At 65.8% G+C, this 17904-nt stretch carries 15 protein-coding genes, 1 tRNA gene and 1 pseudogene; 7 read left to right on the forward strand and 10 right to left on the reverse strand.

The genetic code is table 11. The features are described 5' to 3' along the window. Positions 1-61: 61 nt before the first annotated feature. Positions 62-1852 carry a gamma-glutamyltransferase gene (gene ggt, locus BLR51_RS23585; protein ID WP_089851681.1) on the reverse strand — a complete coding sequence of 597 codons (1791 nt, stop codon included), beginning with the start codon at positions 1850-1852 and terminating at the stop codon, positions 62-64. 1262 nt (positions 1853-3114) lie between these two features. Continuing rightward, on the reverse strand, positions 3115-3327 hold the full coding sequence (locus tag BLR51_RS23590; protein ID WP_278184870.1) for a helix-turn-helix domain-containing protein: 213 nt from the start codon (positions 3325-3327) through the stop codon (positions 3115-3117). Between the two features lie 455 nt (positions 3328-3782). Here BLR51_RS23590 and BLR51_RS23595 point away from each other — a divergent pair, with 455 nt between their 5' ends. Continuing rightward, the gene (locus BLR51_RS23595) at positions 3783-4169 is read left to right on the forward strand and encodes a hypothetical protein (protein ID WP_089851610.1); all 387 of its coding nucleotides are present in this window, start codon (positions 3783-3785) and stop codon (positions 4167-4169) included. A 21-nt stretch (positions 4170-4190) separates the two neighbouring features. Here the strand turns inward: BLR51_RS23595 and BLR51_RS28310 are convergent. The 7 genes and pseudogenes from BLR51_RS28310 to BLR51_RS23625 all read right to left on the reverse strand — a co-directional run. Continuing rightward, positions 4191-4334 (reverse strand): annotated as a pseudogene (locus BLR51_RS28310) (IS3 family transposase); the annotation flags it as partial. Positions 4335-4426: 92 nt separating this feature from the next. After that, on the reverse strand, positions 4427-4750 hold the full coding sequence (locus tag BLR51_RS23600) for a PRC-barrel domain-containing protein (RefSeq protein WP_089851612.1): 324 nt from the start codon (positions 4748-4750) through the stop codon (positions 4427-4429). A gap of 368 nt (positions 4751-5118) precedes the next feature. Further along, positions 5119-6411 (reverse strand): PQQ-dependent sugar dehydrogenase, encoded by a 1293-nt coding sequence (locus tag BLR51_RS23605; RefSeq protein ID WP_089851614.1) that lies wholly within the window; start codon positions 6409-6411, stop codon positions 5119-5121. Positions 6412-6540: 129 nt separating this feature from the next. Next, positions 6541-7464, reverse strand: coding sequence for a plasmid partitioning protein RepB C-terminal domain-containing protein (locus BLR51_RS23610; protein WP_089851616.1), 924 nt, complete (start codon positions 7462-7464; stop codon positions 6541-6543). Next, positions 7461-8363: a plasmid partitioning protein RepB C-terminal domain-containing protein gene (locus BLR51_RS23615; RefSeq protein WP_207543684.1), complete on the reverse strand. Its 903-nt coding sequence runs from the start codon at positions 8361-8363 to the stop codon at positions 7461-7463. The genes BLR51_RS23610 and BLR51_RS23615 overlap by 4 nt, the downstream gene beginning before the upstream one ends. Next, on the reverse strand, positions 8360-9922 hold the full coding sequence (locus BLR51_RS23620) for a recombinase family protein (protein ID WP_278184871.1): 1563 nt from the start codon (positions 9920-9922) through the stop codon (positions 8360-8362). Before BLR51_RS23620 ends, BLR51_RS23615 begins: the two co-directional genes overlap by 4 nt. 390 nt (positions 9923-10312) lie before the next feature. Beyond that, a tRNA-Ser gene (locus BLR51_RS23625) sits at positions 10313-10402 on the reverse strand. Between the two features lie 219 nt (positions 10403-10621). On the opposite strand from BLR51_RS23625, the gene BLR51_RS23630 reads away from it, so the two are divergent. From BLR51_RS23630 to BLR51_RS23655, 6 genes are all read left to right on the forward strand, one after another. Then, complete coding sequence (locus BLR51_RS23630) at positions 10622-11512, forward strand: LysR family transcriptional regulator (protein ID WP_089851620.1); 891 nt, start codon at positions 10622-10624, stop codon at positions 11510-11512. 92 nt (positions 11513-11604) lie between these two features. Beyond that, positions 11605-12081: a formate dehydrogenase subunit gamma gene (locus tag BLR51_RS23635; protein WP_089851622.1), complete on the forward strand. Its 477-nt coding sequence runs from the start codon at positions 11605-11607 to the stop codon at positions 12079-12081. Then, entirely contained in the window at positions 12078-13598 is a 1521-nt protein-coding gene (locus tag BLR51_RS23640) for a formate dehydrogenase beta subunit (protein WP_089851624.1), read from the forward strand. Before BLR51_RS23635 ends, BLR51_RS23640 begins: the two co-directional genes overlap by 4 nt. Continuing rightward, the gene (gene fdhF, locus BLR51_RS23645) at positions 13595-16504 is read left to right on the forward strand and encodes a formate dehydrogenase subunit alpha (protein ID WP_089851626.1); all 2910 of its coding nucleotides are present in this window, start codon (positions 13595-13597) and stop codon (positions 16502-16504) included. The genes BLR51_RS23640 and fdhF overlap by 4 nt, the downstream gene beginning before the upstream one ends. Continuing rightward, positions 16501-17334, forward strand: a complete 834-nt coding sequence (gene fdhD, locus BLR51_RS23650) for a formate dehydrogenase accessory sulfurtransferase FdhD (protein ID WP_089851628.1) — start codon at positions 16501-16503, stop codon at positions 17332-17334. The genes fdhF and fdhD overlap by 4 nt, the downstream gene beginning before the upstream one ends. After that, positions 17324-17545, forward strand: a complete 222-nt coding sequence (locus BLR51_RS23655) for a formate dehydrogenase subunit delta (protein ID WP_089851631.1) — start codon at positions 17324-17326, stop codon at positions 17543-17545. The genes fdhD and BLR51_RS23655 overlap by 11 nt, the downstream gene beginning before the upstream one ends. 19 nt (positions 17546-17564) lie before the next feature. On the opposite strand, the gene BLR51_RS23660 is transcribed toward BLR51_RS23655, so the two are convergent. Then, the gene (locus tag BLR51_RS23660; protein ID WP_089851633.1) at positions 17565-17810 is read right to left on the reverse strand and encodes an accessory factor UbiK family protein; all 246 of its coding nucleotides are present in this window, start codon (positions 17808-17810) and stop codon (positions 17565-17567) included. Between the last annotated feature and the right edge of the window lie 94 nt (positions 17811-17904).

Raw genomic sequence — 17904 nt, forward strand, 5'->3', positions numbered from 1 at the left:
CGCAGACTTGCCGTTCATCCCAGCATTTGATGCTGCACTGCGACGTCACGGCGCGGCGACGTCACTCGCCCAGGGCAATGCCCTCCCGCCGCGGGTCGGCACCGCCACGCAGGCCCTCGCCCAGCGAGATCGCGTGCAGGCCTGATGTCATCGCCGTCACGTTCGTCTGGAAACCCAGCCCGGACAGGGGCTCGGTCAGATCCTCGGCCCAGGTTCCGGCCTCGATCTGGTAGGTGCCGAAGCTGTTGACCAGATGCGGCATCGAGACGGCTTCCTGCACATCCATGCCCCAGTCGAGATGCGCGATGATCGCCTGCGCGGTGAAGCCGATGATCGTGGCGCCCCCCGGGCTGCCGATGGCCAGCACCGGCGCCCCGTCGCGCAGGACGATGGTGGGCGACATCGACGAGCGCGGGCGCTTGCCCGGTTCCACCCGGTTGGCGATGGGCCAGCCATTCGCGTGGGTGCGGAAGGAGAAATCGGTCAGCTCGTTGTTGAGCAGGAGCCCCCGCACGAAGATCCGCGATCCGAACGCGCCCTCGATCGTCGTGGTCATCGACAGCACGTTGCCGTCCGCATCGACGATGGAGATATGCGAGGTGCCCGGGCGCTCGTCGCGCAGGTCATCCCCCCAGAGAAAGGCGTGATCCCACTCCGGCGCGCCCGCCGAGACCTCCGGCAGGGCATCGTCGCCGCGCAGCAGTTCGGCCCGTTCGGCCAGATAGCTGCGGTCGATCAGCCCCTGCACCGGCACCGGGACGAAGTCGCTGTCAGCGAGGTAGCGCCCCCGGTCGGCAAAGGCGAGCCGGGTCGCATCGCCGATCAGGCGCCGCGCCTCCACATCCCGTGGCCCCATCCCGCCCAGATCGAAAGTCTCGAGCATCCCGAGGATCTGCGCGATGGCCACCGCCCCGGAGGAGGGCGGACCCATGCCGCAGACCTCGGCGCTGCGGTACTCATAGCAGACCGCGGGCCGCTCGATCACCGCGTAGCGGGCAAGGTCGGTCACCGACAGCAGGCCGGGATGGGTGTCTGTGCGGGTCGCCGCCACGATGTCGGCCGCGATCTCGCCCGTATAGAAGGCGGCCGTGCCGTCTGCCGCGATCCGGCGCAGCGTCGCCGCGTAGTCGGGATTGACCAGGGTGGCACCGGCGGCAAGGGGCGCGCCGTCCGGCAGGAAGTACTCCGCCGCTGCGGGGAAGGTGGCAAGGCTTTCTGCCGCTGCAGCGACCGACTCCGACAGACGGGTCGAGACGCTGAAGCCCTCCTCGGCGTGCGCTATGGCCGCGTCGAAGAGGCCGCGCCAGTTCGACCGCCCCCAGCGGCGATGCGCCTCCTCCATCAGCCTTGGCGTGCCCGGCGTCCCAACCGAGCGGCCGCTGGCGACGGCGGTCATGAACTCCAGCGGTTCGCCCTCCGCGTCCTGAAAGTAGCGCGGGTCGGCGGCCAGCGGCGCCGTCTCGCGCGCATCAAGCGTCGTGATCTCCCCTGTCGCGGCGTCATACCAGACCAGAAAGGCACCGCCGCCAAGGCCCGACGACTGCGGCTCCACCAGCCCCAGCACCGCCTGCACGGCGACCATCGCATCCGCGGCACTCCCGCCCTCGCGCAGCACCCGGGCGCCCGCATCGACGGCCAACGGATGGGCGGCGGCGACCATCCAGTCTTCGGCGTCCGTCGGTCGACCGTCGCGCTTTGCCGCAAGCGCCGAAGCTGCGGCATCCGAGATCCCGGCAAAGTCCTGCGTGACCTGCGTTTCAGGCTCCGGCACGACGACATCGGAGGCCTGCTGCGCCATCGCGGGTGCCGCCAGAAAGAAAGCCAGAAGGGCCGTGGCTGTCGAAGGATACATGCGGATCTCCCCGGGCTGCATTGCGGGCGCTGTGCCCTGAAGACGGCACGCGACCAGGTCTCGAGGCAGTCTTTCCCGGAGACTGGCCTTCCACCTGATTTCAGAAACGCATGACAGGGCGAGCAGATCAAGTATTTCTCGCCCTATGCGGAACTGTCGAAGACCGAGGCGCCTTCATACCTGATCCGCTCTGGTCGCCACGGCAAAAGACCGGGGACTGCAGGTCTCAGGTTCATAGTCGTTAACTATTTCATCTGAAACACCGCCAGTTTGCCATCGACACGACCGGCCCTCGGCCGCCATTCTGGACGCTGCGGAAGCCGCAGGGCAGCGTCACTGAACCGGCCATTTGTACTTGCCGCAGCATGCCGAGTGGCGTGAATGTCGGTAGTGCGGACAAAGCTGCCGTTAAAGGAAGTCACCGAGCTAACCACTCAATGTAGGCCAGCCAGCAGCCAAATAAAGAAACCAAAAACATCAAGCAGAGTTTCAAAATCTTATACTTCTTGAAGCGTTTATCTATCCATTCGATGAGAGAACCCAGTACTATTTCCATATTCTTTGGCTCTCATCTCGTTCTCAATGCGTCATTCAGCCAGCTTAAACTGCCTTCCGAATAACGCAACATTGGGCTCGAAGCAGACTTGTGGCGCTACAGCACGCATGGCGTCTGGTCCGCCTTGGCCGCTAATTGATCCCCGGCCCAGAGCTCCGTCCCGCACGGATGCCTGCCGTGGTGTTGCTATCCTGAAGCCTCCAGTCGTGACCTGCACGGAAACTCGAACCGGCGAGGTCGCTGATGCGGGACGATGCTGCCTGTCCTGCGGCGACCCTGTGTGCCTCCTTCAGTCTCCGTCGCTCGCAATGCCGAACGGCCACTCCTGGACGTGCAATGAGGCGCCAGACGCGCCTTATCGGGGTGTAAGAAAAAGAAGATCTTTCCACCTTCGTTCGCGCTGGGATGCGGTTTCATAGGGGGCTCGGCCTTCAGGTCACAGTGAACCAGAAAGCGGCGTGCCAGCGCGGTTCTCTGTCCAGTCAGGGCGGCGCCGGGAGTCAGTGCCGTATGGTTGAGCGATTGGCCTCGAAGGAGTCTGAGCCACCGGAACTGCCTGCGGAGCACGCAATTGCCGTGCGCATGATTGCGACCCGTTTCGCGCCAAATCTTCGCTCTTCGGATAGCCAGCCCGCCGGCACACCCTAAAATAGATCCACCATCCTGCCGCGCAGCCATGCCAAAAGAAACCTCTCCGTTTCTCCTTTCACGTCCTTGCGGACAGGGTCTGCGCCGGTCTTTCGCCAAAGCGGCGGCGATAGGCAGCGGCAAACCGGCCCAGATGGCTGATGCCGCTGTCCAGCGAGGTGGTGACACTGTGCCCGCCCGACAGCAGCCTGATCCGCGCCGCGTCCAGCCGGATTCCGGCCAGAACGTCCTGCGGCGTCGCATGGCCCGCTTCGCGGGCAAGCTGCGACAACGGCACCCGAGTTCCCGCGCAAGCGACGCGAGCGTGATCGGCTCCCTGTGCCGATCATGCATCAGCGAGATGGCCTGCGCCACGCGTCGCCGCCCGGCCAACGCGGGCATCTGATCCGGAGCAGCAAGCGCAATTGCCAGATCGGCGATGATATCTTCACTGGCCGCAACCTGAGCGGTGACAGTATGGTCCGCCATGTCGGCTGTCAGGATCGAGCCCACCCTCAGACAAAGGCGGGCCATTGCGGCCGCCGCTGCGTCAAGCCGCGGGGCAATCGGGCCGGGCCTCAGCCCCTCGTGCCGTTGGGCCTCCTCCAGGCGCGTCAGCGGCAGAACATGACCATCTGCCGCACTGACAGAAATCACAAGGTGACCGAGCTGTTCCCCTATGGCTGATCCACGATCCGGGAAGCGCCTTGGCGCACCCGGCCTCTTTGCAGCACAGTTGGACATCTCATGACGGACAGGCCGGACTTTCCCTTTTATGCGGGTCGCCCAATCCGTCTGAGCGGGCGGGACTGGCTGATCCCCACCATTCCGCACCTGATCGGCGAGGAACTGTTCGGCATCCTGCCTTTCCTCGCCATGCTGTGGGCGGCGTCGCCACTGGTTCTGCTGGTTCTGCTGGTTCTGCTGGGCGTGATCGGGGCGGGTCTGGGCACCGGCCTTGTGGTCGCGCCCCTGTGGCGGGTGATCCTGCAGCCCGCCGTGCACATGCTGGCCGTGCCGCGGGTCACGCCGAGCGATGGCAAACGCCGGGTGATCTTTCTGGGCATGGTTCACGTTGGCTCGGAACAGCTCTACCGCTTCAGCTTACTGCCCATGGCCCTGCGAACACTATAGATTTTCTTGATGCTGACGTGCCAAGCCGCCGTATTTGTTCCTCGATTTGAAATAGGTTGCCTGACTGATCCCTGCCTTCCGGCAGGTCTCGGGCACGGGTGTGCCGTCTTTGTCTTGTTTCAGGATAAATGTCTTCCGCGCGTGCGTGGTCCCTGTCTGATCCATGCAAAATTGTCCCCCGGCCGTAAGCCGGGGGACAATCGTGTTTACTGGATGGTGTGGATGAGCCGCTTCGTCAGCAGCCCGTCAAGCTGTGTTCAGTCGTCCCATTTGGGAAGGTTTTTCAGCTCGTCCTCGGTCATGGAGGTGGTGAAATCGCCATCTTCGAAGGTCAGCTCTTCGAGCGGGACCACGATATCTTCGTCGCCGATGTCCAGAAAACCACCGGCTTCGACCACGGCGGCGACGGGGGTGCCGGAATCGTCGACAAGGATCTGTTCGACCTCTCCGATCCGGTTGCCATCGGGGCCCATCACGTCCGCGTCGTCGATGCTGTGCAGCGAGGATGTCTCCATGGTCTGAGCCGATGCGGCGCCAGCCATGAGGATGAGCGAAAGGGCGGGAAGGGTGATGTTGCGCATGGTGCCTCCGTTATCTTGCGTGTCAGAGTATCAATGCGGCACAGGTCAGCTGGTTCCATCCTGCGACAGGACAGGCTGCGGGCAGAAGACTTTGCGGCTCTGCCGGAAGTCCCGCCGCACCTGCGCTGGTGGGGGGCTTCTGAGCCATATCCCTGCGCGCCTGCCGTCTCCGGCGCCCCGGTTGCGGGACCGGGATGGTCGGCATCGCCTCGGGTCACGGGGTTCATGGGCCTTGCGGCGCCACCTGCACATGACGTTCGGATCGTCCTTGGCAGCGTGGCGGGGACTGGCGTGGCTGTGCTGGAGGTCCGGTCGGGGCGGCCTCTCGGCGTGCGGGGCGCGCGGGGGTGTCGCGCGCCCCGGATGGTTCAGCTTGCGCCCGTAACGCGCCAGATGATGTCGCCCACGTCATCCGCCATCAGGAGCGATTTCCGGTCCGGCCCCAGCGTCACGCCGACGGGCCGCCCATAGGCCAGCTTTTCGTCCTCGGAGAGGAAGCCGGACAGGATGTCCCGTGCCGGACCCCTGGGCATTCCGTTCTCGAACGGCACGAAGATCAGCTTGTAGCCGCTCAGCTTCGAACGGTTCCACGATCCGTGCTGCCCGATCACCATGCCAGCGCCGAAGCCCGGCAGGGTGCCGTCCGGCATCCAGCACAGGCCAAGCGAGGCCGTGTGGCCGCCAAGCGCAAAATCCGGCGTAATGGCTTTGGCGACCATGGCCGCGTCCTGCGGCACGCGGTCATCCACGGTCTTGCCCCAGTAGCAATAGGGCCAGCCGTAGAAGCCGCCATCCACGACCGAGGTCAGATAGTCGGGCGGGGTCTCGTCGCCCAGACCGTCGCGTTCGTTGACGACGGTCCAGAGCTTCTGGGTCACCGGTTCCCACGCCATGCCCACGGCATTGCGCAGGCCCGAGGCAAAGATGCGCGCCTCATGGGTGGCCACGTCCAGTTCCCAGATCGCGGCGCGGCCTTCTTCGGCCTCCATGCCCTGATCGCCGATATTCGACAGCGACCCCACGCCCGCGTAGATCTTGCTGCCATCGGGGGAGACGATCAGGCTTCTTGTCCAGTGGCCATGCGGCTTGAATGCGACCAGCGGCTCGCCGCTGCCCGCCAGCGCGGTGGCGCCGGGCACATAGTCAAAAACCCGGATGCCGTCGGTATTGCCGAGATAGAAGCGGTTGCCCACCAGCGCCATGCCAAAGGGCTGGTTCTGGTTCTCGACAAACACCTCGCGGATCTCTGCCGTGCCGTCCCCGTCGGCATCGCGCCACAGGGTCACGCGGTTCGCGCTTGTGCCGATGGCCTTGACGCGCCGCATCGTCGCCTGCGCGGCATGATCCATCAGGGTCTTGGGTGGCCCGGCCTGTTCTTTCGATTCCGCCACCAGAACGTCGCCGTTCGGCAGAACCTCGATCCAGCGCGGATGATCCAGCCCGCTGGCAAAGGCATTGACCTTCAGCCCCGGCGCGCAGACGGGCAGGCGACCGTCTTTCCAGCCTTCCGCAGCCGGCATCTTCAGGGTCATGATCCCCTGCTTGCGGGCTGCCGGAATGTCGGGAGTGGCGCCGAAAGCCTGATGCGCGGGCGATCCCATCCGCCGCAGGAACGCAATCGTGCCGCCCACCACTGCGGTTGCTCTGGCGATAAGCTCCATGTCTGACTCCTTTAATGCCGGGAAAACCTATCGGAAGTCCTGGGTCAGTGAAAGCGTCTTGCGCCAGCGGCAGGATCGCGGAACAGCTCGTGATGGTCGCGGGTGGATGCAGGCTTTGCCCGGACCGGGTCATCGCGCAGGGGGCTGGCTTGCCTGTTCCGCCTCGGCAATGTCCCGAAACTCGCCAAGATATTCCGCGCGGTTTTTCTCGAGCCATCGGGTGATCCGGGGATTGCCCAGAATCCTGCGCAGATAGCCCCTCGCGACGGTCAGGTGCAGGGTGTCGACACCGAAACTCTCTTCAAAAGACCGGACCTGCGCCTGAAGGCTTGCCAGCTCACGCTCCATCTTCGCGATGTTTTCGCGGGATATGCTGCGCCCGTCAGCGACGGCAGCCCGTCCTCTTGGGTGCAGAAGCTGCGTGTCGGGTGTTGCGGCAAGCAGGGCCCTGGCAAATCCGGCGGTGAAATTGTTCTGTCCGATCATCAGATCTGCCGCCTCGATCTGGCGCAGCGGCACCATCTTGCGCAGGATGTCGAAGCTCGTCATCGGGCAGGCCGCCGCGTGAAGCAGCTCCGCCGCTTCCGGGCAGATGCCATCAAGCAGACGGGACCGGCGCAGGATCGACGTGACCTCCATGCCAAGCGCGTCCGCGATGGCTGCCTCCGGCACGCCACGGGCAATGGCCCGCTTGATCATCATGTGCTCTTGGATCGGGGGAATGCGGTTGATGCGCTTGTTATAGGTGTAGGCCTCGTCATCGGTGCTGACCAGACATTCGACGGTCGGGATCCCGAGGTCTTTCAGCGCTTCAAGCCGCAGGGATCCGTCGAGCAGAAAGAAGACGCCGCTGGCCTCCGGATTTCGGGCCACCACCGGCGCCTCGACAAGGCCAACCGCCCTGACCGAGACGAGGACCTGCTTGTATTTGCTGCTGTCCTTCGTTCCGGGCCGAAGCGCCTTGAGCGGCAGGATCTGATCCAGCCGCAGCAGGACCGGGTCGGGTTCAAAGCCGAGCTTCACCGGTCGTGGGGGAGGATCGTCGCTGCTCATGGCGCCGCTTTCGGCTGAAGCCGCTCAGCCAGCGCTTTTGGCATGTCGGTCAGGCCCTCCTCCTTGAGCAGCGTGGAAAATTCGGCGGCTGACAGCAGATCGCGCATCGCTTCGACGATGAAAAGAAGGCGGGCCTGCGTGACATCCGATTTCCGGACGAGGATGCGCTGGCGGTCTGCCTCCCGCTGGTAGAGTTGCATCAGATCGGTCTGGGTGAGCCTGCGTTTGGGATCCCTGACCCCACGTCCAAGACGGCCCGTCTGCACGGTCTTTCGCTGCGCCGCCCGCTGCTCGAGAATGCGCCGGATCTGGGCGAGCTTCTTTCCCTTGAGGTGCCCGGCCTGATAGGCCTCCATCAGAAGGCTCTGCACATCATCGCCTTCGGCACGGGCAATTTCGGCGGCAAGCGTGACGGGGATCACGCCGGATTCAACCGCAGCGACCAACCGCTCTTCGCCATTTTCCAGCAGGGCAGAGATCAGGCGCACCCAGCTTGGCGCAGAGCCGGTCTTGGTCGCGATCTCGCTTTCGGAATAGCCGCGCTGCCGGAGACTGCCGATTTCCCGCATCAGATCGATAGGCCGGTGCTGGCGACGGGCGATGTTTTCGACAAGGCTCATGACCATGCAATCGGCCTCGCTTGCGTCGATGATCACCGCAGGAATGACAGTCTGGCCCAGCATTCTGAATGCTTGCAGGCGGCCCTCGCCGCAGACCAGATCATAGCGATCCGCAGCCTCCGGGTGACGGCGCACCGTGACCGGGCGCTTGAGTCCGATGGCATCGATATTGTCGACGATTTCCTGATGGATGCGCCTGTTCCGCGCACGCGGGTTCAGGACCTCGATCTGGGATATCGGGATCATCTGCAGGGCGTGTGGTCGGGCCTTCGGCGTCATGCGACCTCCTCCAGACCCCGTCTCTCTGTCAGTGCGAAGAGCGGTGCGAGCGTTTCTGTCCGGAACGCATCCAGCGCGAGACCATTGTCCTCTCCAAGACGGATCTGCCCCGTTCCGATGTCGATCAAGGGAAACAGGAAATAGTCGAGCGGGCGCTGGTTGCGCAGGTCCATCCGGATGACCACCGAGAGATCGGGAACAAGACCGGTGTCGAACCGGATCCGCCAGCGCAACGTGCCCGAGGGCATCTGCGAGCATCGCACGATCACAAGCGACAGGGTCAGTTCGTCATTGATGCACAGACATCCGGAAGCGGCCTCCGTGACCCGGCCCCCGGCAGTGCGAATGCCGTCGACGATCTCGCGGACGATCTCGGGGTGGACGTCACGCAGCCGCCTGTTGATTTCGATATAGCGGTAATCCCGGCGCGGATGGTAGCCGACAAGGCTGTAGGCGCGCAGCAGGCTGCCGAACCGGCTGGCATAGGCACGGCTGGACGGCAGGCCCTCCGCCTCGTTGATGATGAGGCCGGAAAGCGCGCCCTGTTCTGACAGAAGGCGTCCGAGGGCCGCCAGCATCTCGCCATCGGACAGGCCAGCAGAGCGCGCGGCGATGATCCGGGCGGCGGCCTTGAACGCTTCGGGATCGACAATCGCGGGAAAGCTGTTCGGCGCGCGCAGCCAGTGGTCCGGATCATTCCGGATGCGGGTCTGCTTGAGCTTGAACGACACCCGGTTCCAGACATTCGTGCCGATGTATTTTTCGTTGATCAGAACCTGATGAACGGTGCCCCGAGTCCAGGCCCGGCCATGGTCGGTCAGAATGCCCCGCATGTTCAGGTCTTCGGCAATCTGCGCCTCGGTCCGGCCCTGCGTGACAAAATCGCGGTAGATGCCGCGCACAAGCGCCACCTCTTCCTCGGGGCCCGGCACAAGCACGACGCGGTCGGTTTGCAGGCTCTTCTGCTCGCCTCGGGACAGCGTCGCTTTTGGCACCCCGTTCTGGTCAATCAGAAGACGCCGGAGGCCAAACCCTGCCGGGCCGCCCTGACGGAAGCCTTTCTCGATCAGGCGGCACTGGCCCGCAAACACCTTGTTTGACAGGTCCCGGCTGTATTCGGCAGCCATGGCGCGTTTCATGCCTTTGAAGGCGGTCGCGATCAGGCTGCCATCATTCTCGAACGGTTCGGCGCAATAATGAACCGCAATCCCGGCGCGGCGGCAGACATACTCGTAATAGGCGCTTTCATCAGCATCCTGAAACCGCCCCCAGCGGCTGATGTCATAGACGACGATGACCGCGAAATCGGCCTGTCCCGAACTCACCGTCTCGATCAGGGATTTGAGCGCGCTGCGGCCTTCGATGCGCAGGCCGCTCTTGCCCTCGTCGGCAAAGGTGCGCACGATTTCCATGCCGCGACTGGAGGCATAGGCCCTGATCGCGTCGGACTGGTTCTCGGTCGAATAGCGCTGGTGGTCTGTGGACATGCGCACATATTGAGCCGCGCGGAGCAAGGGCTTGGACTGCTCGTCATGTCCCGAACGCTTCGTCCGTTTCATCAGGCCCGCGCTTTCTCAATATCCGCTGACGCACCCGTCTGCTGGCATGGAACGCGCCAGAGACGAAATCGATTCCGAAATATCAATCAGAGAGCAGTGAGCGGCAGGATAGCACAAAATGCGCATGATGGGGCAGCGCATTTCTTTCGGGGGGCAATGTCGTCGATCCAGAAGGCAAAGCTGGCGCACGCGCGTTCTGCAGATCCAGCACACTCGCAGGAGGCGCCTTGCGCCACGAGGCCGGGCAGCCGCAGGTGGCGGGTGTCAGGGCGCGTTTAGGAACAGCGCGAACAGCGGCCTGTCGCATGGCACCCAAAGGCTGAAAGTTGAGGGGGGGAATCGCACGAAGCGCCGCAGCAGCGGGTGCTTTTGTGCACTGTCAAAGCCAGATGGCGGAGACGATGGGATTCGAACCCACGAGACCCTTTCGGGCCTACTCCCTTAGCAGGGGAGCGCCTTCGACCACTCGGCCACGTCTCCGCTGACCCGTATAGCGAAGGCGGGGACGGGAGCACAAGGCGAAATTTCCCGGCTCTGGCCTGTCGCGGAACTTTCCTCTGGCCGGGGCCGCACGCGCCTGATCCGTTGCTTTGCCTGCGGTTTTCCCGCGTCGAGGCCGGGCGGGCGGAGGCGGGCAGAGTTGCGCCGCGCGGCATTATTGGCTTTTCTGATCGAAACCGCCGGATCAAAGAGGGCAGCATGATCGCCAAGCTGGAAATGTTCATTGCGCTGGCCCGGGAGCGGCATTTCGGGCGCGCGGCGCTGAGCCTTGGGGTCACGCAGCCCACGCTGTCGACCGGTATCCGCCAGCTGGAGGATCAGCTGGGCGTGAAGCTGGTCAGCCGGGGGTCGCGCTTTGGCGGGCTCACGCCGGAAGGCCAGCGCGCGCTGGTCATGGCGCGGCAGATCGTGGGCGATGCCCGCCGCCTGCGCGAAGAGATGCGCGCCTCGCGCGAGGGGCTGGCGGGCCATCTGCGGCTGGCGGTCATTCCCACCGCGCTGACATGGGGCTCGGCGCTGGCGGCGCGGTTCACGGCGCGTCATCCCAAGGTCAGCTTCACGGTGCTGTCGCGGGCCAGTGCCGACATCCTGTCGATGCTCGACGATCTGGAGATCGACGCGGGCATCTCCTATCTCGACAACGAACCGCTGGGCCGGGTCGTCACGCGTCCGCTTTACCGGGAATCCTATCGGCTGGTCTGCCGTCCGGATCATCCCTTGGCCGGGCGGGCGGATCTGGGCTGGGCGGAGCTTGCCGAGCAGAAGCTGTGCCTGCTGACCCCGGAGATGCAGAACCGCCGCATCATCAACCGCCAGTTTCTGGAGGCGGGGCTGGCCCCTGCGGCAGCCATCGAGTCGAATTCCACCGTGGTGCTGGTGGCGACGGTGCTGCAGGGGCCATGGGTCACCATCCTGCCCAGCGATCTGGCGGCCTTTCTGACCGAGGGCAAGCCGCTGGCGCTGGTGCCGCTGCGGCAGGAGGCCGTGGCGCCGGAGGTCGGGCTGATCGCGCCGCACCAGCCGCCCTATACCCCGGTGCTGCAGGCGCTTCTGGACGAGGCGGGAGAGCTGGCGCAGGTGCCGGATTGATAGGGATTCTTTATCGACTGACGGATCAACGCTATTGATTTAACAATGATCCGGGTGGCATCACCGGCGACATCCGCAAGGAGGAGACGCCGATGCGCCACGTTGCCCCGCAGCCAACGGTCGAAGATATCGAGACCCTGATCGCGCCGTTTCTGGCGCTGGAGGGGCCGCTGCTGCCGATCCTGCACGCGCTGCAGGAGGAATATGGCCATATCCCCGCGCAGGCGCATGTGCCGGTGGCCGAGGCGCTGAACATCAGCCGCGCCGAACTGCATGGCGTCATCAGTTTTTACCATGATTTCCGCGACAAGCCCGCCGGGCGGCATGTGCTGAAACTGTGCCGGGCGGAAGCCTGCCAGTCGGTGGGCGGCGCTGAGCTGGCGGCGGAGACGCTGGCGCGGCTCGGGCTCGACTGGCACGGCACCACGCCGGATGGCGCGCTGACGGTGGAGCCGGTCTACTGTCTGGGCCTTTGCGCCTGCGCCCCGGCGGCGATGCTCGACAACCGGGTGGTGGCGCGCGTGGATGCGGCCAAGCTCGACCGTCTGCTGGCGGAGGCACGGGCATGAAGCTGCGGGTTCCCATGGACAGCGCCGCCCGGGCGCTGGGCGCCGACGAGGTGGTGGACGCGCTGGTGGCTGAAGCCGGTCGGCGCGGGCAGCAGATCGAGGTGATCCGCACCGGGTCGCGCGGGATGGTCTGGCTGGAGCCGCTGGTCGAGGTGGAGATTGACGGCATCCGCCATGGCTATGGCCCCGCCGGTCCCGAGGATGCGGCGGCCATTCTGGACGGGACCAGCGTCAAGGCGCTGGGTCCGGTGGCGGATCTGGACTGGATGCGGCGGCAGACCCGGCTGACCTTTGCCCGGGTCGGCGTGATCGATCCGCTGTCCTTGGCGGAATATGAGGCGCATGGCGGGCTGGCGGGGCTGCGCCGCGCGCTGGCCATGACCGGGCAGCAGATCGTGGATGAGGTCAAGCTTTCGGGGCTGCGCGGGCGCGGCGGCGCGGGCTTTCCGACCGGGATCAAATGGCAGACCGTGCATGATGCGGCGGGACCGCAGAAATACATCGTCTGCAACGCTGACGAGGGCGACAGCGGCACCTTTGCTGACCGGATGCTGATGGAAGGCGACCCCTTCACCCTGATCGAGGGCATGGCGATTGCCGGGCTCGGCGTGGGGGCGGCGCGGGGCTATGTCTATCTGCGGTCGGAATATCCCGATGCCATCGCGGTGATGCGCGGCGCGGTGCTGACCGCGCGCGAGGCGGGGCTGCTGGGTCGCGACGTGCTGGGGTCGGGCCGCGCCTTCGACATGGAGATCCGCGTGGGTGCGGGTGCCTATGTCTGCGGCGAGGAGACCTCGCTGCTCAATTCGCTGGAAGGCAAGCGGGGCGTGGTGCGGGCCAAGCCGCCGCTGCCCGCGCTGGAGGGCTTTCTGGGCCGTCCGACGGTGGTGAACAACGTGATCTCGCTGGCGACGGTGCCGGTGATCTTTGAAAAAGGCGCGCAGCATTACGCCGATTTTGGTCTGGGCCGGTCGCGCGGCACGGTGACGCTGCAGATCGCGGGCAATGTGGCGCGGGGCGGGCTGTTCGAAACCGCCTTCGGCATCTCGCTGGGCGAGGTGGTCAACGATCTGGGCGGCGGCACCGCCTCGGGGCGCCCGGTGAAGGCGGTGCAGGTGGGCGGCCCCTTGGGCGCCTATCTGCCGGTGTCGCGATTCGATGCGGCGCTGGGCTATGAGGAACTGGATGCCAGCGGCGGGCTGCTGGGCCATGCCGGGCTGGTGGTGTTCGACGACACGGCGGACATGCTGGCCATGGCGCGCTTTGCCATGGAATTCTGCGCGGTGGAATCCTGCGGCAAATGTACCCCCTGCCGCATCGGTGCGGTGCGCGGGGTGGAAACGCTGGACCGCATCGCCGCCGGGGATCCGGCGGCCCTGCCACTGCTGACGGACCTGTGCGAGACCATGAAAGACGGATCGCTCTGCGCGCTGGGGGGCTTCACGCCCTTCCCGGTGATGTCGGCGGTCACGCATTTCCCGGACGAATTTGCCCGCCTGAAGGAGGCTGCCGAATGAAGGATTTCATCCTGCCCGCCGATGCGCGCGACATGGGCACCCCCGCACGGCAGGGCGCGCCGGTCACGCTGCTGATCGATGGCGTCGAGGTGACGGTGCCCGAAGGCACCAGCGTGATGCGCGCCGCGGCAGAGGCTGGCATTTCCGTGCCCCGGCTCTGCGCCACCGACAGCCTCGAGGCGTTTGGCTCCTGCCGTCTTTGCGCGGTGGAAATCGAGGGGCGGCGCGGCACGCCTGCCTCCTGCACCACGCCGGTCAGCGCCGGAATGGTGGTGCGCACCCAGTCCGAAAAGGTGCGGCGCATCCGCCGGGGGGTGATGGAGCTTTACATCTCCGACCATCCGCTGGACTGCCTGACCTGCTCGGCCAATGGCGACTGCGAATTGCAGGACATGGCGGGCGCCGTGGGGCTGCGCGAGGTGCGCTATACCGCGCCCGAGGCGGGGATGGTCACGCATTTCAAGGCACGCAACACCTCGGGCGAGGTCAATCCGGACTGGCGCCCCAAGGACGACAGCAACCCCTATTTCAGCTATGACCCGTCGAAATGCATCGTCTGCAACCGTTGCGTGCGCGCCTGCGAAGAGGTGCAGGGCACCTTCGCGCTGACCATCGAGGGGCGCGGCTTTGACAGCCGGGTGAAGGCCGGAGGGCCGGAGGACGATTTCCTGACCTCGGACTGCGTGTCCTGTGGCGCCTGCGTGCAGGCCTGCCCGACCGCGACCCTGCAGGAAAAATCCGTCATCGAACTGGGCACGCCGGAACGGTCGGTGGTGACCACCTGCGCCTATTGCGGGGTCGGCTGTTCCTTCAAGGCTGAACTGCAGGGTGACCAGCTGGTGCGCATGGTGCCGTGGAAGGACGGCAAGGCCAATCGCGGCCATAGCTGCGTCAAGGGCCGCTTCGCCTATGGCTATGCCGCGCATCGCGATCGCATCCTGTCGCCGATGATCCGCGACCGCATCGAAGATCCGTGGCGCGAGGTGTCATGGGACGAGGCGCTGCGCTTTGCCGCCGACCGGATGCGCGGCGTGCAGCAGACCTATGGCGCCAAATCGGTGGGGGTCATCACCTCCAGCCGCTGCACCAACGAAGAGGCCTATCTGGTGCAGAAGCTGACCCGCGCGGTCTTCGGCAACAACAACACCGACACCTGCGCGCGGGTCTGCCATTCGCCCACCGGCTACGGGCTGGGCCAGACCTTCGGCACCTCGGCGGGGACGCAGGATTTCGACAGCGTCGCCCATACCGATGTGGTGCTGGTCATCGGCGCCAACCCGACCGACGGCCACCCGGTCTTTGCCAGCCGCCTGAAGAAGCGGCTGCGTCAGGGCGCGCAGCTGATCGTCATCGACCCGCGCCGGATCGATCTGGTGAAATCGCCGCATGTGCGCGCAGCACATCATCTGGCGCTGACGCCGGGCACCAATGTGGCGGTGGTCACGGCGCTGGCCCATGTCATCGTCACCGAAGGTCTGATGGACGAGGCCTTCATCCGCGAGCGCTGCGACTGGGACGAATTCCAGCATTACGCCGAATTTGTCAGCGAAGCGCGCCACAGCCCCGAAGCGGTGGCGCTGCTGACCGGGGTCAACGCGCAGGAGCTGCGCGCGGCGGCGCGGCTTTTTGCGACGGGGGGCAATGGCGCGATCTATTACGGGCTGGGCGTGACCGAACACAGCCAGGGATCGACCACCGTCATGGCCATCGCCAATCTGGCGATGCTGACCGGCAATGTCGGGCGCCCCGGCGTGGGGGTGAACCCGCTGCGCGGCCAGAACAACGTGCAGGGCAGCTGCGACATGGGATCTTTCCCGCATGAACTGCCGGGCTACCGGCATGTGAAGGGCCCGGAGGTGCGCGACATCTTCCAGCAGGCCTGGGGCGTGGAGATCGACCCGGAGCCGGGCCTGCGCATCCCCAACATGCTTGACGCGGCGGTGGCGGGCAGCTTCAAGGGGCTTTACTGTCAGGGCGAGGACATCCTGCAGTCCGATCCCGACACCAAACATGTGGCGGCGGGGCTGGCGGCCATGGACTGCGTCATCGTGCATGACCTGTTCTTGAACGAGACGGCGCATTACGCGCATGTCTTCCTGCCCGGCAGCAGCTTTCTGGAAAAGAACGGCACCTTCACCAATGCCGAACGGCGCATCAACCGCGTCCGCAAGGTGATGGCGCCCCGCAATGGGCACGAGGACTGGGAAGTGACGCAGCTTCTGGCCAATGCCCTGCTGGAGGGCACCGGGCGCCCGCTCTGGTCCTATACCCATCCCGAACAGATCATGGCGGAGATCGCCGCCACCACGCCCAGCTTCGCGGGCGTGAGCTATGATCTGCTGGACCGGCTGGGATCGGTGCAGTGGCCCTGCAATGACGACCATCCCGAAGGCACGCCGCTGATGCATGTGGACGGGTTCATGCGCGGCAAGGGCCGCTTCATCGTCACCGAATATGTGGCGACGCATGAACGCTCCGGGCCGCGCTTCCCGCTGCTGTTGACCACCGGGCGCATCCTGTCCCAGTATAACGTCGGCGCCCAGACCCGGCGCACCCATAACGTGCTGTGGCACGAGGAGGATCTGCTGGAAATCCACCCGCATGATGCCGACAACCGGGGCGTGAAAAACGGCGACTGGGTGCGGCTGGCCTCCCGCGCGGGGGAAACGACGCTGCGCGCCACGGTGACCGACCGGGTCAGCCCCGGCGTGGTCTACACCACCTTCCACCATCCCGACACGCAGGCCAACGTGATCACCACCGATCATTCGGACTGGGCCACCAACTGCCCCGAATACAAGGTGACGGCGGTGCAGGTGAGCCCCTCCAATGGCCCCACCGAATGGCAGGAACGTTACGCCGCGCAGGCCGTGCAGGCGCGCCGCATCCTGCCCGCCGCGGAATGACCGGCGTGCCGCCCGTTCCCCCGGTGCAAAGCCGGGCCGGGCTGGCGGTGCGCCGCGACGGCACGCGGGCGCTGTGCCGCAGCCTGCCCGAAGAGGTGCCGGTGGCGCTGGTTTTTGACGGCACCACGCAGGCGGTGATGATGGCGACCCCCGCCGACATCGCCGATTTCGCCATGGGCTTCGCGCTGAGCGAGGGGATCGTGACCGACCCCGCGCAGATCCGCGAGATCGAGGTGGTGGATCAGGCGGCAGGGATCGAGGCCCGCCTCTGGCTGACCGAAGAACGCGGCGAGGCGCTGGCCGCCCGCAGGCGGGCCATGCTGGGGCCGGTGGGCTGCGGGCTCTGCGGGATCGACAGTCTGGAACAGGCGCTGCGCCCGCTGCCGGTGCTGCCCGACAGCGGGCTGCGGCTGACCCGGGCCGAGGTTGCGCAGGCCACGGAGGCGCTGCGCGACTTTCAGCCGCTGCATGACCAGACCCATGCGGTGCATGCCGCAGGCTTCCTGCGCCCCGGCGAGGGCATCGTGACGGTGCGCGAGGATGTGGGGCGGCATAACGCGCTCGACAAGCTGATCGGCGCGCTGGTCCGCGCCGGGACCGATCCGGCGCAGGGTGCCGTGGTGCTGACCAGCCGCGTGTCGGTGGACATGGTGCAGAAAACCGTGATGGCGGGCTGCCCGGTGCTGATCGCCGTTTCCGCCCCCACCGCGCAGGCGCTGCGCGTGGCCGAAGCCGCCGGGCTGACCGTTGCGGCCTTTGCCCGTGCCGGGGCCTTTGATCTTTACGCCGCCCCCCACCGCATCATTCACGGAGAAGCGGATGTCGCCTGAAAAAATGGTCATGATGGCCAACCAGATCGCCACGTTTTTTGCCACCCAGCCCGGCACGGACGGGGCGGAGCGGGTCGCCGACCACCTCAACGATTTCTGGGAGCCCCGGATGCGGGTCCAGCTTCTGGACCATGCCGGGGCAGGGGGGGCGGGCCTGCATCCGCTGGTGATGCAGGCCATGGTTCACGTGAAACGCCCGGCCGAGGCATAACCGGGCCGGGCAGGGGGGCTTAGCCCTGCTGCCGCTCCAGCGCGTCAAGCCGCGCCTTCAGCGTCTCGTTTTCTTCGCGGGCCTTCTGGGCCATGGCCCGGACCGCGTCGAATTCCTCGCGGGTCACGAAATCGCGATCCGCAAGCCAGCGGTCGACCAACGATTTCAGCGCGGTTTCCGCCTCGGCGCGGGCGCCCTGGGCCACGCCCATGGCATTGGTCATCAGTTGGGACAGGTCGTCAAAGACCTTGTTGCGCGTCTGCATGGCTTTCTCCAGCTTGGAACTTGCCCTTAATATGGGCCGCCGGGCCCTGCGCCACAAGGTTGACTTCACCGCGAAACTCCCGGCACACATCGCG

The sequence above is a fragment of the Salipiger marinus genome (assembly GCF_900100085.1).
Taxonomy (GTDB): domain Bacteria; phylum Pseudomonadota; class Alphaproteobacteria; order Rhodobacterales; family Rhodobacteraceae; genus Salipiger; species Salipiger marinus.

Coding starts and splice junctions, on each gene's coding strand:
- BLR51_RS23615 (WP_207543684.1), bottom strand. CDS start 8,363: ATGACGCCGAAGGCCCGACCACACGCCCTGCAGATGATCCCGATATCC.
- BLR51_RS23600 (WP_089851612.1), bottom strand. CDS start 4,750: ATGCGCAACATCACCCTTCCCGCCCTTTCGCTCATCCTCATGGCTGGC.
- ggt (WP_089851681.1), bottom strand. CDS start 1,852: ATGTATCCTTCGACAGCCACGGCCCTTCTGGCTTTCTTTCTGGCGGCA.
- BLR51_RS23610 (WP_089851616.1), bottom strand. CDS start 7,464: ATGAGCAGCGACGATCCTCCCCCACGACCGGTGAAGCTCGGCTTTGAA.
- BLR51_RS23605 (WP_089851614.1), bottom strand. CDS start 6,411: ATGGAGCTTATCGCCAGAGCAACCGCAGTGGTGGGCGGCACGATTGCG.
- BLR51_RS23655 (WP_089851631.1), top strand. CDS start 17,324: ATGTCGCCTGAAAAAATGGTCATGATGGCCAACCAGATCGCCACGTTT.
- fdhD (WP_089851628.1), top strand. CDS start 16,501: ATGACCGGCGTGCCGCCCGTTCCCCCGGTGCAAAGCCGGGCCGGGCTG.
- BLR51_RS23630 (WP_089851620.1), top strand. CDS start 10,622: ATGATCGCCAAGCTGGAAATGTTCATTGCGCTGGCCCGGGAGCGGCAT.
- BLR51_RS23635 (WP_089851622.1), top strand. CDS start 11,605: ATGCGCCACGTTGCCCCGCAGCCAACGGTCGAAGATATCGAGACCCTG.
- BLR51_RS23640 (WP_089851624.1), top strand. CDS start 12,078: ATGAAGCTGCGGGTTCCCATGGACAGCGCCGCCCGGGCGCTGGGCGCC.
- BLR51_RS23595 (WP_089851610.1), top strand. CDS start 3,783: ATGACGGACAGGCCGGACTTTCCCTTTTATGCGGGTCGCCCAATCCGT.
- fdhF (WP_089851626.1), top strand. CDS start 13,595: ATGAAGGATTTCATCCTGCCCGCCGATGCGCGCGACATGGGCACCCCC.
- BLR51_RS23620 (WP_278184871.1), bottom strand. CDS start 9,922: ATGAAACGGACGAAGCGTTCGGGACATGACGAGCAGTCCAAGCCCTTG.
- BLR51_RS23660 (WP_089851633.1), bottom strand. CDS start 17,810: ATGCAGACGCGCAACAAGGTCTTTGACGACCTGTCCCAACTGATGACC.